At 71.0% G+C, this 15,068-nt stretch carries 15 protein-coding genes; 4 read left to right on the forward strand and 11 right to left on the reverse strand.

Features of this window, described 5'->3' with window-relative positions:
• The first annotated feature begins 9 nt into the window (after window positions 1–9).
• From WH85_RS03450 to WH85_RS03465, 4 genes are all read left to right on the forward strand, one after another.
• Complete coding sequence (locus tag WH85_RS03450) at window positions 10–1,317, forward strand: FliI/YscN family ATPase (protein ID WP_045740158.1); 1,308 nt, start codon at window positions 10–12, stop codon at window positions 1,315–1,317.
• Window positions 1,318–1,568: 251 nt separating this feature from the next.
• Window positions 1,569–2,045 (forward strand): flagellar export protein FliJ, encoded by a 477-nt coding sequence (locus WH85_RS03455; protein ID WP_045740159.1) that lies wholly within the window; start codon window positions 1,569–1,571, stop codon window positions 2,043–2,045.
• The gene (locus WH85_RS48420; RefSeq protein ID WP_083448756.1) at window positions 2,042–2,692 is read left to right on the forward strand and encodes a lytic transglycosylase domain-containing protein; all 651 of its coding nucleotides are present in this window, start codon (window positions 2,042–2,044) and stop codon (window positions 2,690–2,692) included. Before WH85_RS03455 ends, WH85_RS48420 begins: the two co-directional genes overlap by 4 nt.
• A gap of 44 nt (window positions 2,693–2,736) precedes the next feature.
• Window positions 2,737–4,641, forward strand: coding sequence for a flagellar hook-length control protein FliK (locus tag WH85_RS03465; RefSeq protein WP_045740160.1), 1,905 nt, complete (start codon window positions 2,737–2,739; stop codon window positions 4,639–4,641).
• A 61-nt stretch (window positions 4,642–4,702) separates the two neighbouring features.
• On the opposite strand, the gene WH85_RS03470 is transcribed toward WH85_RS03465, so the two are convergent.
• The 11 genes from WH85_RS03470 to WH85_RS03520 form a co-directional block, all read right to left on the reverse strand.
• The gene (locus tag WH85_RS03470; RefSeq protein WP_045740161.1) at window positions 4,703–4,936 is read right to left on the reverse strand and encodes a hypothetical protein; all 234 of its coding nucleotides are present in this window, start codon (window positions 4,934–4,936) and stop codon (window positions 4,703–4,705) included.
• Window positions 4,937–4,940: 4 nt separating this feature from the next.
• Window positions 4,941–6,440, reverse strand: a complete 1,500-nt coding sequence (locus WH85_RS03475) for a type 1 glutamine amidotransferase family protein (protein ID WP_083448757.1) — start codon at window positions 6,438–6,440, stop codon at window positions 4,941–4,943.
• Entirely contained in the window at window positions 6,430–8,421 is a 1,992-nt protein-coding gene (locus WH85_RS03480; RefSeq protein ID WP_281179035.1) for a flagellar biosynthesis protein FlhA, read from the reverse strand. The genes WH85_RS03475 and WH85_RS03480 overlap by 11 nt, the downstream gene beginning before the upstream one ends.
• A gap of 162 nt (window positions 8,422–8,583) precedes the next feature.
• The gene (locus tag WH85_RS03485) at window positions 8,584–9,675 is read right to left on the reverse strand and encodes an EscU/YscU/HrcU family type III secretion system export apparatus switch protein (protein WP_045740164.1); all 1,092 of its coding nucleotides are present in this window, start codon (window positions 9,673–9,675) and stop codon (window positions 8,584–8,586) included.
• A gap of 6 nt (window positions 9,676–9,681) precedes the next feature.
• On the reverse strand, window positions 9,682–10,449 hold the full coding sequence (locus tag WH85_RS03490) for a flagellar biosynthetic protein FliR (RefSeq protein WP_045740165.1): 768 nt from the start codon (window positions 10,447–10,449) through the stop codon (window positions 9,682–9,684).
• Between the two features lie 9 nt (window positions 10,450–10,458).
• A complete protein-coding gene (fliP, locus tag WH85_RS03495) occupies window positions 10,459–11,355 on the reverse strand; it encodes a flagellar type III secretion system pore protein FliP (protein ID WP_045740166.1) in 897 nt (298 codons plus the stop codon).
• A complete protein-coding gene (gene fliO / locus WH85_RS03500) occupies window positions 11,355–11,747 on the reverse strand; it encodes a flagellar biosynthetic protein FliO (RefSeq protein WP_157410715.1) in 393 nt (130 codons plus the stop codon). The genes fliP and fliO overlap by 1 nt, the downstream gene beginning before the upstream one ends.
• A gap of 9 nt (window positions 11,748–11,756) precedes the next feature.
• Window positions 11,757–12,509, reverse strand: coding sequence for a flagellar motor switch protein FliN (gene fliN / locus WH85_RS03505; RefSeq protein WP_045740167.1), 753 nt, complete (start codon window positions 12,507–12,509; stop codon window positions 11,757–11,759).
• The gene (locus WH85_RS03510; protein ID WP_045740168.1) at window positions 12,506–13,459 is read right to left on the reverse strand and encodes a flagellar motor switch protein FliM; all 954 of its coding nucleotides are present in this window, start codon (window positions 13,457–13,459) and stop codon (window positions 12,506–12,508) included. Before WH85_RS03510 ends, fliN begins: the two co-directional genes overlap by 4 nt.
• A 120-nt stretch (window positions 13,460–13,579) precedes the next feature.
• Entirely contained in the window at window positions 13,580–14,053 is a 474-nt protein-coding gene (locus WH85_RS03515) for a flagellar basal body-associated FliL family protein (protein ID WP_045740169.1), read from the reverse strand.
• Window positions 14,054–14,067: 14 nt separating this feature from the next.
• On the reverse strand, window positions 14,068–15,066 hold the full coding sequence (locus tag WH85_RS03520) for a flagellar motor protein MotB (RefSeq protein ID WP_045740170.1): 999 nt from the start codon (window positions 15,064–15,066) through the stop codon (window positions 14,068–14,070).
• Window positions 15,067–15,068 lie beyond the last annotated feature (2 nt).

Genomic DNA, 15,068 nt, shown 5'->3' on the forward strand with positions numbered 1-15,068 from the left:
ATGGCACGGATGACCGACGTCTTTCAGCAACGGCTGCAGGCCGCGATGGCTGCGGCCCGGCCGTCGGTCAGCGGCCGGGTGACCGGCGCCGTCGGCCTGCGCGTGACGGTCAGCGGGATCGAGGCGAACGTCGGTGACCTGGTGCGCATCGGTGAGGGCCGGGACATGATGCTCGCCGAGGTGGCCGCGCTCGACGGCGAGAAGCTGTCCTGCCTGCCACTCGGCCCGATCGCCGGGATCGGCGCCGGGACGCCCGCGGTGAACACCGGCGGGCCGTTGCGGGTCGCGGTCGGCCCGGACCTGCGCGGCCGCATCCTGGACGGCCTGGGCCGCCCGATGGACGGCGGCCCTCCGCTGCGCGGCGACCTGGTCGGCATCGACGCCGCCGCGCCCTCGGCGATGGAGCGCCAGCTGGTCGACGCCCCGATCTCCTTGGGGGTACGCGTCCTGGACACGCTCGTCCCGTGCGGGCGGGGTCAGCGGATCGGCATCTTCGCGGGTTCCGGGGTGGGCAAGTCGACGCTGATGAGCATGATCACCCGGAACACCTCGGCGGAGCTGAACGTGGTGGCCCTGGTCGGCGAGCGGGGCCGCGAGGTCCGCGAGTTCATCGAGCACGACCTGGGACCGGAGGGGCTGGCCCGCTCGGTCGTGGTGATCGCCACCTCGGACGCCCCGCCGCTGGTCCGGCTGCGGGCGGGAGCGGTCGCCACCCGGATCGCCGAGTACTACCGCGACGAGGGCGCCGACGTTCTGTTGATGATGGACAGTGTGACCCGCGCGGCGATGGCCCAGCGCGAGGTCGGCCTCTCGGTCGGCGAACCACCGGCCACCCGCGGCTATCCGCCGTCGGTCTTCGCCATGCTCGCCTCCCTGCTGGAACGGGCCGGGCCGGGTGCCCGGGGCAGCATCACCGGGCTGTACACGGTGCTGGTCGAGGGCGACGACCACAACGAGCCGATCGCCGACGCGGCCCGGTCGATCCTGGACGGTCACATCGTGCTGGACCGGAAACTGGCCACCGCCGGGCATTTCCCGAGCATCCAGGCGTTGGACTCGATCTCCCGGGTGGCCACCAAGATCACCAGTAGGGATCAGCGGGCCGACGCCACCGAGCTGCGCCGGCTGCTGGCCGCGCACCGGGAGGTCCGCGAACTGGTGGAGATCGGCGCCTACGTGCACGGGACCAATCCGGACGCCGACCGGGCCAACGCCGCCTGGGACCGGATCAGCGCGTTCCTGCGTCAGGACCTCGACGACCGCACCACCGCACCACAGGCCTGGAACGACCTGCGGGAACTCCTGGCGAGCACATAGGACTCGCCGTGTCGATCAACCAGGGCCACGGCGCGGTCCAGGGTGATCGACATGACGAGCCCGGACGCAGCACCACGGGACCCGGGAATGCCTCACGACGAGCCACGGGCATGGGTGGGCGTACATCCGAAAAAGCGCGACCGGCGCACCCGGCCGGACCACCCACTTGTTCGGTTGCATTCGCTCAGAGGCCGCCCATGCGGGCCGAAGCGGGTGAAGGAGGGCCTGACGGCCCTGGTTGGAGGACTCCGTTGAATCGTCTCTTCAAACTCGGACCCGTTCTGCGCGCCCGCAAGGCGCAGGAGGACGCCGCCCGCGGCGCGGTGCTCCAGTCGCAAGCCGAGATCCGGGAAGCCCAGGCCCTGGTCAAACGCCGGCACATGGATCTCGTCGGCGCCGACGCGCCGACCGAGGGGACCGCCCGCGCGATGGTCGCCGCCCTGGTGGCGCGCCAGTCCCTCGCGGCCGGACTGTTCGGGGCCCAGCGCATGGTCGCCGACGCCGAAGAGGTGGAACGGGAACGGGTCGCGGCCCTCACCGACGCCGCCAAACGCCGCCGGGCCGTCGAGATGATGGCCGAACGGCACGCCGCCATGGTCCGGGCCCACGACCTGCACACCGACCAGGCGAACCTGGACGAACTGGCCGTGACCGCCAAGGCGCGGCGATCCGCCGGCGGTGGCGCACCCGTCGGCTCCTCCATCGGACAACGGGAAGGCGAACGATGATGCTGGGAGTCGGTGGGGTCCTGTCCCGGGTCTCCGAGTTGCGGGACCATCTGGGCTTCGACCAGGCGCCGGTGGCCGCCACGGCCCCGGCCGGATCGGACTTCGCCACGGTCCTCGCCCGGGCCTCCGCCGCGGACCCGGCCCGCGCGGCTGCCCCGGCCTCCCCCGCCGGACCGGTGGCCTTCTCCGGCGTGCCGATGGCCGCCCGGCAGGCGCTCAAGGAGGCGCCGCCGCCGGTGGCTGCGCCCCGCTCGGCCGCGCTGGTCTCGCCCTACGCCGAAATCTTCCAGACGGTCGGCATGCGGTACGACGTCCCGCCCCGCCTGCTGGCCGCGGTGGCGAAGGTCGAGTCCGATTTCAATCCTGGAGCCGTGAGCTCGTCCGGTGCGCAGGGGCTGATGCAGCTGATGCCGTCGACGGCCCGCGGCCTCGGCGTGCGCGACCCATTCGACCCGGCCCAGGCGGTGGACGGCGCGGCCCGGCTGCTGCGGCAGCACATGCGCGAGTTCGGATCGGTCGAGCTGGCCCTGGCCGCCTACAACGCGGGCGCCGGAGCGGTCCGTCGCCACGACGGCATCCCGCCGTACGCGCAGACCCAGGCCTACGTCCCGAAGGTGCAGAAGGCCCTGGCCGCGCTCGGCGGCTGAGGGGTGAACCGGTGAGTCAGCGAGTTCTCGGTGGGGGAAGCTTCATGAGCATGCCGCATTCCGTGACCGGTCCCGATCGCCGGACGGTGGCCGAGAGCCATCGCCGGACCGGCGGGCGGGGCGACGAGGGGGATTTCGTCGACGCGCTGTCGGCGGAGCTGAGCCGGCCGGGAGGTGACACGGCGGGCGGTGGCCGGAACGGATCCTGGTCGGCGCGGGCCGCGGCGTCGGGGGCGGCGGCACGGTCGGCCCTGAACCGCAGACTTGTGGACAGGGCTGTGGACGAACGGGCCGCGGAGCGGATGGCCGGGGATCAGGTGGTCGCCCGGCGGGCGATGCGGGATCGCGCGGCCTCCGCATCCGCCGCCTCCTCCGCAGCCCGGGCGGCGGCGTCCCGCGCGGCCGGGGAGCGCACGGCCGCGGACCGGACGGCGGCGAACCGGACCGCCGACCGCACCGCGGACCGGGTGTCCGAGCAGCGTTCGTCCGCCACCCGCGACACCGGCCGGAACGCCGCCACCGACGAGGTCCGCGAGGACCGTGAGGACCGCGCGAACGTTCGTGATGTTCGTCGTCAGAGCACGCGGACCGCCGCTCCCGAGGTCGTCGAGGACACCACCCCGGCGGACGACCGGGACCCCGTCGCCGCACCCGAGGAGCCCACCGCGGAGACTCCGGTGACCAGGACGGATGTCCTGACCACCGGCCTGCTGACCGCCCTGACCGTGGCGATGAACGCCACCCCGGCCGCCCGCTCGGCACCCACCGCCGACACCGCACCGGCCCCGGAGACCGCACCCGCCGAGGGGGTGGCCGCCGTCGTACCGGCCCCGGTTCTCACCGCCCCGGCCACGACCGAACCCGGCACCGGGACGCGATCGGAGACCCCCGCCGCTGCCGAGGCTCCGGAGCCCGCCCGGCCACCGGTCGACCCCGAAACCGTGACAGCCCCGGCCGCCGAGCCTGCGGACACCACCCCGCCGGACCCCGGGGTCCCCGCGGAACCCCGCGCGCCGCGACCGGAACAGATCACCGCACAGGCCCGCCCGGAGCAGCCCGCGCCGGTAGCCGCCCGATCGCTGGGTGACGCCACCGCCACCGCGGCGGTGAGCAACGCCGCCCTGACCGGCACCGGTACCGGCACCCCGGCGACCACGGCCGCGACCACCGCGACCGCCCCGGAGCAGAACACCACCACGGCCCCCGAGCCGGCCCTCGCCGCTCCCGCCGCACCGTCCGGCAGCGGCGACGGCGGACAGCACACCGGGGCGGGGACCGGCGACGGCAGCGGCGGCGACGGCAGCCGGTTCCAGGAACCCACCGAGCACGTGCCGGCGGGCATGCCGCCCGCCCCGGCCTTCACCCCGGCCAACGACTCCGCCACGCCGCTCGCCGGTCTGCCCCCGTCCGCGCTGGCCACCGTTCCCGGCGCGCCGGCGCCGATGTCCGGCGGGTCCACCGCGCCGGTCGCCGACGCCGCGCCGGCCCCGCCACCGGCGCCCACCCCACCGACACCCGCCGCCGTCCAGGTGGCCATGCGGATCGCCCCGCTACGGCTGGAGGCGGACGGCGTGCACCGGCTCACCGTGCAGTTGCACCCGGCCGATCTGGGACCGGTCCAGGTGGTCGCGGAGATCCGCAACGGGGACATCAGCGTGCTGCTCAGCGGTGCCACCGACGCCGGCGCGGACGCGCTCCGCTCGTCCCTGGACGACCTGCGTCGCGAGCTGCGCGACTCCGGCTTCGACAACTGCTCGCTCGACCTGCGGCAGGGCAACTCCCAGCAGGAACGGCAACAGCAGCAGCGGGAACAGCTCGCCGAGGCGTTCGCCCCGGCCCGCTACCGCGACTTCTCCCTCGCGGACGCGGAGGCCGAACCCCCTACCGTGACCGTTCCGGTGCCGCCCCGGCGGCCGGTGTCGACCGGGCGCCTGGACGTGGATGCGTGAAGGCGGGAGCCGCCGGGCCTTGCGGCCCGGCGGCTCCCGCCGACGTGGTACGGATCAGAACTCAGGGGGTGTTCTCCGGGCCCGCCCCGATCGGCCGGCCCTGGGCACGCTTCTCGGCCGCGTCCTTGTACCCGGAGAACACATAGCGCAGCCCGGCGAGCAGCACCGCGGCGATCGGCACCGCGATGACGAACCGGAGCAGCACCTGCACGATGTCGACCTCGTCCCGGATCAGCCGATACCAGGCCGGGGCACTCATCAGCAGCGCGAAGAGCAGAACCGACGGTCTGATCATCGGCTCAGCGGCGCCCGCCGCGGGTCAGCCGGCGCGGCACGGTCGCCGGCATCACCTCCGCGGCGATGCGGGCGCACAGCATCGCGGCCCAGGCGTGCGGGGTGGCCGGTTTGCCGTCCAGCGAGAAGATCGGCACGTCCAGGCCGAGCACCGACGCCGGGTCCCCGGTCAGCTCCACGGCGTGCACCACCAGCGCCTCCACGTCGCCGAGGCTGCGCAGGTAGCGGGCGGTGTCCGCGGTCTTGCGGGTGGCGTCGACGACGGCCCAGAGCGCGGTGACGCCGAGCGCGTCGCACATGTCGTTGACCCAGAACGGGTCGGTGCCGCCGACCGGCGCGTCGATCACGATCACCGACGGGTGGTCGGAGCTCTGCAGCTTCTCGGCCCGGGACTCGGCGGCGCCCGGACTGGAGATCAGCCGGGACGAGTGCAGTCCGGTACCGGCCGTGGACGGCGCGGCCAGCAGCAGATGGGTCTGGTCGATATGGATCTGTTCGAGCAGGTGCTTCGCGATCGGGACGGCGGTGTGCACCTCGCCGGCCAGCACCAGGATCTCGCCGGGTGCGTCCGGGATGCCGGGTGCGGCGGGCCGGGACGCGAGGACGCTCAGCACGCCCGCGTACGTGTCCCCGCCAGTGATCTTGCGAGCGAGTTCCTCGGGCATCCCGACCAGCATCAGGTTCCGCTGCACCGGGTCCAGCTCCGCCGGGCGGGGCCGTTCCACGATCACCGCGGGCGGAGCCGGCGCGGGCGGTGCGACGGGGGCCGGGGCGGGCGCGGGCGCCGCGGCAGGTGCGGGTGCCGCGGCGGCCGGCGCCGGTGACACCGGGACGGGGGCGGCCGGCGGCTTGGGCGGTGCGGCGGGAGCCGGGGCCGCGGGCCGCGGCGGGGTGGCCGGCATCCGGGAGGCCAGGATCGACTCCCGGGCCTCCTGCGCCTCCCGTTCCCGGACCGCCAGGCGCTCCTGGAAGCTGGGCATGGTGGGCAGCGCGGCGGGCAGGCCGGGACGCTGCACCGTGTTGATCGGCACGCCCCCCGCGGCAGCCGGCCGGAAGGGCCGCACCGTGGGGGTGTCCCCGTTCGGTTTGACGCCGTTCGGCAGCGACTTGGCCGGCACGCGCCCGCCGTTGAGGTGACTGGCCACGTCGAGCCCGGCCATCAGCTCGGCGAACGCCGCACCGGTGTTCTCGGCACCGGCCTCCCGTGATTCCCGGGCACCGCCCGGCGGTCCTTCCGTGGTCGTCACCCGGTCCTGGGCCTCGGCCTTCTCCAGCAGCCGGTCCAGGTGGTCGTGTGTGCCGTTGTCGGCGACGGTCTGTTGAGCCATGTCGATAACGTCCTCTTGATCCGGTACCTCGACGGAGAGTTCGTAGTGCTGCTTCGCGAAGAAGCCCCCGATACCACCGCTGCGTACCTTGTCTGCGGAGATGATCCGCACGCTCGAGCCGTACTCGTCGCGTGCCTGAGCCAGTAACGGCTCGATGGCCGGTCCCTCAAGAAGCACCCGCGTAGGCACCGTTCACCACCCCTATCGTCTCGATCTGTGCGGTGGAACCAGAGATTTCGCTGTACGACAGCACCTGGACCCGGCGGGACCCAGCCCGCAGCAGTCGCATCAGGGGCAGCCGCAGCTGTGGTGAGCAGGCCAGGACCGGGTTGAGGCCCTGCTGCTCCCCGGCCTCGGCGAACCGGCTCGCCTCGCTGACGATCGCCTCGGCCTTCAGGCCTTCGATCGCCATGAAGGCGCCGGTCTCGCTGGGCCGGAGTGATTCGAGCAGCGCCTGCTCGAGGATCGGGTCGAGGGTGATCACGGTGAGCCGGCCGCCGCTCGCGTACTGGGCGGCGATGGCCGGGCCCAGCGCGCTGCGGGCCGCCTCGACCAGCCCGTCGTGGTCGGTGCCGACCTTCGCGCGCAGCGACAGCGACTCGAAGATCCGGACCAGGTCGCGGACCGGCACACCCTCGTCGAGCAGTGCCTGCAGCACCTTCTGGACCTGGCCGAGGCTGAGCAGCGACGGGGTCAGCTCCTCGACCACCACGGGATGGGTGCGTTTGACCATCTCGGTGAGGTTGCGGACGTCCTCGCGGCCGAGCAGGCGGCTGGCGTTGCTCCGGACCACCTCGGCGAGGTGGGTGATGATGACCGAGGCCCGGTCGACCACCGTCGCACCGGAGAGCTCCGCCTGGTAGTGCAGCTCGGCCGGGATCCACTTGCCGGCCAGGCCGAAGACCGGTTCGGTGCCGGCCCGGCCGGGCAGCGCCTGCAGGCCGTCGCCGATGGCGAGCACGGTGCCCGGCGGGGCCTGCCCGGCACCGGCGTCGACACCGGAGATCCGGATCGCGTACGACGACAACGGCAGGTCCAGGTCGTCGCGGGTACGCACCGGCGGCATGATCACTCCGAGTTCCATCGCCATCTTGCGGCGCAGGGCGCGTACCCGGTCGAGCAGGTCGCCGCTGGCGGTGTCCACCAGGTCGACCAGGTCGGGGGCGAGTGCCAGTTCGAGCGGGTCGATCCGCATCTCGCCGAGGAGTTGTTCGGGCGAGTCCGGTGCCGGCATCTCGACGGCCTGGGCGGTGACCGCCGCGGGTTCGGCCGGTTCCGGCTCCTCGGGGTCCTTCAGTTGTTGTGCGATGGCCAGGATGCCGACGCCGACCAGCAGGAACGGCAGTTTCGGCAGGCCGGGGATGATGCACAAGGCCAGGGCCGCGGCGCCGCCGATACGCAGTGCCAGCCGGTTCTGGCCGAGCTGCTTGGTGACCGTCGAGCCCATGTCGCCGGAGGTGGCCGAGCGGGTCACGATGAGGCCGGTGGCGACCGAGAGCAGCAGCGCCGGGACCTGGGAGACCAGGCCGTCGCCGATGCTGAGCAGGCTGTACAGGTTCATCGCGTCGACCGGCGCCATGCCGTGTTGCAGGATGCCGACCGCGAAGCCGCCGATCAGGTTGACCAGGGTGATGATGACGGCGGCGATGGCGTCGCCCTTGACGAACTTGGAGCCACCGTCCATGGCGCCGTAGAAGTCGGCTTCGGCGGCCACGTCGGCGCGGCGTTTCTTGGCCTCGGCCTCGTCGATCAGTCCGGCGTTGAGGTCGGCGTCGATGGCCATCTGCTTGCCGGGCATGGCGTCGAGGGTGAACCGGGCGCCGACCTCGGCGACCCGCTCGGCGCCCTTGGTGACCACGACCAGCTGGACGATGACCAGGATCAGGAAGATCACCAGGCCGATGACCAGGTTGCCGCCGACCACGAAGCTGCCGAACGCGTGGATCACCTCGCCGGCGTCGGCGTCGCGCAGCACCAGACGGGTGGCGCTGATGTTGAGGGCGAGCCGGAACAGGGTCAGCACCAGCAGCAGGGCGGGGAAGACCGCGAAATCGAGTGGTCTCTGGACGAACATGCTCACCAACAGCACCAGGAGGGCCATCGTGATGTTGAAGGCGATCAGCAGGTCGAGCAGGAAGGTCGGCAGTGGGACGACCATCATGATGATGATGCCGATGACCCCCACGGGGACGGCAAATCTGCTGATGTTCCGGTTTTTCACGGCACCTTCCGAGCAGGAACAGTCCGATGACCTGGCTTCGCCACGCACCGATCTTGCCTGCTCTTGCTCCCCGATGTGAGGAAATCTCCCAAATTCCGGTTATGTCGCTACTGGGCTCGGTTCCGGGTTGCGGTGGAATCCGGCGGCGGATCCCTTTGACTTCAGCCTCATCACGAACGCCAGCACCTTCGCCACCGCGGCGTAGAACTCCACCGGGATCTCGTGCCCCACCTCGACGCTGTCGTTGAGAGCCCGGGCCAGCGCCACGTCCTGGACGACCGGAACCCGGGCGTCGGTGGCCAGTTGGCGGATCCGGGCGGCGACCGGGCCCCGGCCCTTGGCCACCACCCGCGGGGCACCCTTGGCCGGTTCGTACCGCAGGGCCACCGCGACGTGGGTCGGGTTGACCACCACGACGTCGGCCAACGGCACCGCGGCCATCTGCCGGCTGCGGGACATGGCCATCTGCTTGGCCCTGATCTGCGCCTTGATCAGCGGGTCGCCCTCGGTGTTCTTGTTCTCCTGCTTGACCTCTTCCTTGGTCATCCGCAGCTGCTTGTTGGTACGCCTGCGCACCACGAAGTAATCGGCCGCCGCCATCACGATGCCGGCCACCGCGGCCGCCTGCATCAGCTTGATCACCGCCCCGTCGACCATCGTGAGCAGCGATCCCAGCGGCAGCTCCCCCGGTGTCATCAGGATCGGGATGAAGCTCTTCATCGTGCTGTACAGCACGAGGGTCAGCACCGCCGTCTTGATCAGCGCCTTCACGCCCTCCCAGAGGGCCTGGGTGCCGAACACCCGCTTGAGGCCGGGCCACGGATTCAACCGGCTGAACTTGGGGATGAACAGCTTGGTGGCCACCCGGATGCCGCCCTGCACCCCGGACGCCGCCACACCGACCGCCATCATGGTGAGCGCCAGCGGCAGGACCGCCCAGCCCGCGCCCAGCACCGCCTCCTTGAGCAGGCTCAGGGACATCGCCGGGTCCGGGTCGCCGATCGTCTCCGGGACCTTCGCCATCATCTCCCGGGCGTGTCCCATCGCCTCGCCGAGCGCCCGCGGCAGCATCAGGCTGGCGGCCAGCATCCCGGTCCAGGCGCCGAGGTCGGGCGTCCGCCCGATCTGGCCCTCCTGCTTGGCCTTCTTGAGTTTCTGCGGTGTCGGTTGTTCGGTCTTCTCACCGGCCATCGGCCCCTACCCTCCGCCGCTGATCCGGACCACACCGGTGACCGCATGGTCGACCAGGGAGTCCAGGATCGTCGGCAACGACACGATGGCGACGGCGGCGAGCGACACCACCAGGAAGATCTTGACCGGGAAGCCCAGTTGGAAGGCGTTGAGAGCGGGCGCCACCCGGTTCAGCAGGCCGAGCGCCACGTCGGCGAGGAAGAGCACGGCGACCAGCGGGCCGGCGATCTGGACCGCGGCCAGGAACATCTCACCGGCGCCACGCAGCATCAGCCGGCTCAGCGTCTCGCCGTCCAGCGAGACGTTCAGCGGCAGCGTGCGATAGCTCTGCATGAAGCCGCGCAGGATCATCTGGTGACCGTCACCGGCGAAGAGCAGCGTGATGGCCACCAGGTTGTAGAACCGGCCGAAGATCGAGGACGGGTTGGCCGAGACCGGGTCGTACACCGTGGCCAGCGTGAAACCGCTGGCCATGTCGAGCAGATCGCCGGCCGCCTGCACCGCGGCGAACAGCAGCAGGGTGATGAATCCGAGGGCCGCGCCGACGAAGACCTGCAGCGCGGCGGTGGCGATCAGGCCGGAGGTGTCCAGCGCCGGCACGGTGCCGCGCAGGTGGGGCGCCATCGGCAGGGCCAGCCCGATGGAGAGAAGCACCTTGATCCGGCGGGGGATGAGACCGGAGTTGAACGGTGGACAGATCAGCATCCAGGCACCGGCCCGGACCGCGCCCAGCATGACCGCGAGGAACTCCGCGGTGACCATGTCGAAGTTCACGGCGGGCCCCTAATAGGAGCCGACCAGCGCCGAGATGATCAGACTCCAGCCGTTGACCAGCACGAACAGCAGCAGCTTGAAAGGCAGCGCGACGGTCACCGGCGGCAGCATCATCATGCCCAGCGACATCAGCGAGGCCGCCACCACCAGGTCGATGATCAGGAACGGGATGAAGATGACGAACCCGATGATGAACGCCGCCCGGACCTCGGACAGCACGAACGCCGGGATCAGGGTGGTCAGCGGGACGTCGTCGATGTTCCGCGGCTTCGCCTCGCCGGACACCTTGATCATCAGGGCCAGCTCGTCCTCACGGGTCACCTTCGCCATGAAGTCGCGCAGCGGCTGCACCCCGTCCCGGAACGCCACCGACTGCGACTTGTCGCCCTTGAGGTAGGGCTGCACCCCGGCGTCGTTCATCGCCGACAGGGTCGGTCCCATGATGAACATGCTCAGGAACAGCGCCAACCCGGCCAGCACCTGGTTGGGCGGCATGCTGGTCAGCCCGAGCGCGTTGCGGGTGATGCCGAGGACCATGAAGACCTTGGTGAACGCGGTGCAGAGCAGCAGCACCGACGGCGCGGCGGAGAGCACGGTCAGGCCCAGCACGATGACCAGCGGCGTCGAGGGCCGGCCCTTGCCCGGGTCGGTGCCGTTGATGTTCAGGTTGATGCCCGGCGGCGTGGGGGTGGCCGGGGCACGCGGCGCCTGTGCGACCTGCGGCACGAGGGCGACCCGCGCTGGCGGTGCCTGCGGCGCTTGCCGGGGTACGCCGACGAGCACCGCGGGCATCGCAGGAGGCGGGCCGGGGCGGTCCGGTGGGGAGAAGGCGAGGGCGGTCGCGACCGGCAGCATCACGAGTGCCAGCCCGGCGGCCGCCATCAGCAGCAGGATCGCGCGTCGCATCAGCGCCTCGTCGTCCGGTCGCGGAGGAACTCGAGCGTCGACACCCAGGTCCGTGGGGAGAGCAGCGAGCCGTCCAGGGTTCCACCGGCCGGGGAGCACTCGAGCGCCGCGGCGGGCTCGACGCCGTTCCGGACGCCCTCCCGGTCGAAGGCAGCCAGATCAGTCTCGGTCAGCAGGCTCACCTGCTGGTCGGTGATGCCGAGCACCAGCGCGCGGTCGTCCACCCGGACCACCGCGATCGCCGAACCACGGCTCAACGGCTGGCGCCGGAGCACGGTGAGGCGGCCCTCGCCCCGTCCACCGAGCGGGCGGCGCACCAACCGGGCCAGCACCCACATCAGCATCAGGACCACCAGCAGCGCGGCGCAGACCTGCAGGGCGAGTGGCAACAAGTCGGTTACCTACTCCCGCTCGGCGCCGGGAGAGACGATCTCGGTGATCCGGATGCCGAAGTTCTCGTCCACGACCACGACCTCGCCGCGGGCGATCAGACGGCCGTTGACCAGCAGGTCGGCGGGGCTTCCGGCGGCTCGATCCAGTTCTATTATCGCGCCCGGCGACAGGGAGAGCAGCTCCCGGACGCTCATCCGGGTCCGGCCCAGTTCGGCCGAGACCTCCATCTCGACGTCGTGCAGCATGTCCAGGCCGCCGCGGGCTCCGGCCGGGCGTTCGGACCGTGGCGCGACGTCCGCCTGCGGCGCCTCCTCGCTGGGCCACTGGCTGAGCGCCAGGGCGATCACGGCCCGGACCTCGTCCTCGTCCCGCAACGGGACCGAGATCGCGCCGTCCTTGGTGGCCAGGGCGCTGAGCGCCACGTCCGGTTCCATCACCTGACCCGGGTCGAGCACGACCGGGCCGAAGACCCGCGCGGCCGCCTCCAGGGCCGGCCGGACCGCCGCGGTCAGGTCCAGTTCGCCGAGCGGGCTCTCCCGGAGCGCGTCCGCCAGGTCCTGGCCGACCACCACGACGACCTCGCCGGAGGCCGCTCCGGTGAACCGCGCCGTCACCGCCTGGCCCGCGATCGCCGTCCCGCCGTCGGGGAGCACCGGCTCGCCGACGACCAGCGCGTGGCTGGTCGGCAGGACAGCGAGAGCTGCCTCCGCGGCGTTGCGGGCGAGCGCCAGTTGCGGCGCGGTCATCGTTGGCGCTGTCATGGGCGGCCAGACTCCTTGGTCGAGCTCTCGTTGGTCGACGGCACGACGAGACACGCAAGCCGGGCGCCTTGGTTACCGGGGACCGCGTGGGCGAAGACGCGGTCGTTCACGGTCACCTCGAGCGGCCGGCTGGTCGGATGTCCCAACGGAACGACGTCACCGGGGCGTAGATCCACGATGTCATCGGTACGCATCCGAATGGGGTGAAATCGCACTGCTACGTCAATCGGAGCGGCGGAAAGTCCGGCGGTCAGGTTGTGCAGCGCCCGGTCCCGCGCCTGCCGCTCGGCCGGACTGAGGATGATGGTCTCCTCCCGGGAGAGCACCGGCAGGATCGTGTTGAAGGGCACGCAGATGGTCTGGACGCACTCCTCGGCGCCGATCTTGGTCTCCAGGGAGGCGATCACCACCGCATCGCCGGGAGCGTGCGCCCGCAGGAACTGGGCGTTGTACTCGATGTCCTTGAGGATCGGCTTGATGTCGACCAGGGTCTCGAAGCCGTACCGCAGCTCGCCCAGCATCCGCTCGATCAGGCTGCGCAACAGCGGCATCTCCACCTCGGTGAGCGGCCGCTCCGGCTGGGTGCCGCCGGGACCGCCCAGCATGTGGTCGATGGCGGTCATCACCGCCGACTGGGAGAGCTCGATCAGCACCGTGCCGGGCAACGGGTCCAAGGTGACCTGGCCGATGATCGTCGGGTTGGCCAGGCCGGCGACGTACTCGTCGTAGTTCAGCTGTTCGATCGAGATCAGCGAGACGTTGCTGACCGCGCGGAGGCGGGTGGTCAGCAGGGTTCCGCAACTGCGCGCGTACGTCTCGAAGGCGATCTGCAGGGTGCGGACGTGCTCGCGGGACAGCTTGATGGGCCGCCGGAAGTCGTACGGCGTCGGGCCTGAGCCTGGGCTGCGACGCGAAATCTTGCCGGAGGGCCGGGCTGCGGAGACGGTCACGTCGTCCTCATCGGCTCACTTACCGAACCGCTGAGCCCTCGCGCCGTTTTCAGCGTCTTTTGCGACCTCTAAGCCGAATGGGCAGATCCCCGCAGGGATCTGCCCATCACGCCACACCCGTCACTGAGTCACGAACGCCGTGTAATAGATGTCCATGACCAGGATCTTCTTCTCCTCGGTGTACGCCTTCTTGAGCTTGGTGAGCAGCTCCTCCTTGAGCTTCAACCGGCCCTCCTCGGTGGAGAGCTCCGCGACCGTCCGCCCGGTGTAGGTCTCGATCGCCAGGTCGAGGGCCTCGTTGAGGTCCACCGTCTCGGTGCCGGCGTCTGCCGTCTGCTGCAGCGCGAAGCCGAGCTTGAGATAGTGCCCGTCGGCGAGGTTCACCGTGATGGTGTTCTCGATCGCCGCGACCACCGTGCCCTTCACCAGCGGCGCCGCCGCCTCCGCGGAGTCGCTCTTGAAGAAGAGGAAGTACGCCCCGACACCACCACCGGCGAGCACGACGACCGAGACCGCGGCGATGATGATGATCAGCATCTTCTTGGACTTCTTCGGCGCGCCCTCGGCTGCCGGGTCCTTCTCTTCCTTGGCCATCAGATCCTCCCCCGTCAGTCGTGGGTAGTCGTGGTTGTGGAATCGGCTTCGGCCTTCGCCTCGGCCTCCGCCTGTGCGGTGGTCTGGCCGCTGTGCAGCTTCGAGTCGGCCCCCGACGCGGAGGGCAGGAGCTGCGCCAGATCGGCCGTCAGCATCGTCAGGACGACGACGTCCACGCGACGGTTCATGGTGATCGACCGCGGGTCCTTCGGGTCGATCAGTGGTTTGGTGTCCGAGTAGCCGACCGCCTTGAGCCGCTTCTTGGGGATGTTGTGCTCCGCGAAGAAACGGACGACGGTCGAGGCCCGCGCGGAGGAGAGTTCCCAGCCGCTCGGGTAGTAGGTGGTCTTGGCCTTCAGCTGGTTGGTGTTGCCGTCGACCTCGAGGTTGTTCGGCAGCTTGGCCAGTGTCGGCGCGATCGCGTTCAGGATCTTGGCACCCCGGGGGCGCAGGTCGGCCCGGTTGCCGGCGAAGACCACCTCGTTGGTGACGATGGTGACGACCAGGCCCCGTTCGTCGATGGTGAACTTCACCGCGTCGAGCAGCTTCTGCGCGTTCAGCGCGTCGGCGATCTTCCGCTCGATCGCCTTCAGGTTCTCCGCCTCCTTGGCCGCGGCCTTGGCGCTCTGCGAGGACTTCTTCCGGTCCGCGGCCTGCAGGGCCCGCTCGACGGCGTCCTTGTCCTTCGTGCTCATCCCGGCGGTGCCGGAGTTACCGTCGCCCGGATTCGAGCCCGGGTCGATCTGCACGATCTGGGCGGAGTTGGCGGCGCCGTCCATCGGCGCCGACTGGCCGGTGAACGCCTCGTTCTGAGCACCGAAGCCCTCGGACAGGCCGGACGCCAACTCGGCGAACTTCTTCTGGTCCACGCTGCTCATGGAGAACAGCACGACGAACAGAACGAAGAGCAGGGTCAGCATGTCGGCGTACGACACGAGCCAGCGTTCGTGATTGACGTGCTCCTCGTGCTCCTCGTGCTTCTGTTTGCGCTTGGAGCCACCGCCAGAACTCATCG

The organism is Actinoplanes rectilineatus (genome assembly GCF_000962825.1).
Classification (GTDB): Bacteria; Actinomycetota; Actinomycetes; order Mycobacteriales; family Micromonosporaceae; genus Actinoplanes; species Actinoplanes rectilineatus.

What these genes read in the sequence shown, in the direction of transcription:
- WH85_RS03450 (WP_045740158.1), top strand. Translation starts at nt 10, where the DNA reads ATGACCGACGTCTTTCAGCAACGGCTGCAGGCCGCGATGGCTGCGGCC.
- WH85_RS48420 (WP_083448756.1), top strand. Translation starts at nt 2,042, where the DNA reads ATGATGCTGGGAGTCGGTGGGGTCCTGTCCCGGGTCTCCGAGTTGCGG.
- WH85_RS03465 (WP_045740160.1), top strand. Translation starts at nt 2,737, where the DNA reads ATGAGCATGCCGCATTCCGTGACCGGTCCCGATCGCCGGACGGTGGCC.
- WH85_RS03470 (WP_045740161.1), bottom strand. Translation starts at nt 4,936, where the DNA reads ATGATCAGACCGTCGGTTCTGCTCTTCGCGCTGCTGATGAGTGCCCCG.
- WH85_RS03480 (WP_281179035.1), bottom strand. Translation starts at nt 8,421, where the DNA reads ATGGTCGTCCCACTGCCGACCTTCCTGCTCGACCTGCTGATCGCCTTC.
- WH85_RS03485 (WP_045740164.1), bottom strand. Translation starts at nt 9,675, where the DNA reads ATGGCCGGTGAGAAGACCGAACAACCGACACCGCAGAAACTCAAGAAG.
- fliP (WP_045740166.1), bottom strand. Translation starts at nt 11,355, where the DNA reads ATGCGACGCGCGATCCTGCTGCTGATGGCGGCCGCCGGGCTGGCACTC.
- fliN (WP_045740167.1), bottom strand. Translation starts at nt 12,509, where the DNA reads ATGACAGCGCCAACGATGACCGCGCCGCAACTGGCGCTCGCCCGCAAC.
- WH85_RS03515 (WP_045740169.1), bottom strand. Translation starts at nt 14,053, where the DNA reads ATGGCCAAGGAAGAGAAGGACCCGGCAGCCGAGGGCGCGCCGAAGAAG.
- WH85_RS03520 (WP_045740170.1), bottom strand. Translation starts at nt 15,066, where the DNA reads ATGAGTTCTGGCGGTGGCTCCAAGCGCAAACAGAAGCACGAGGAGCAC.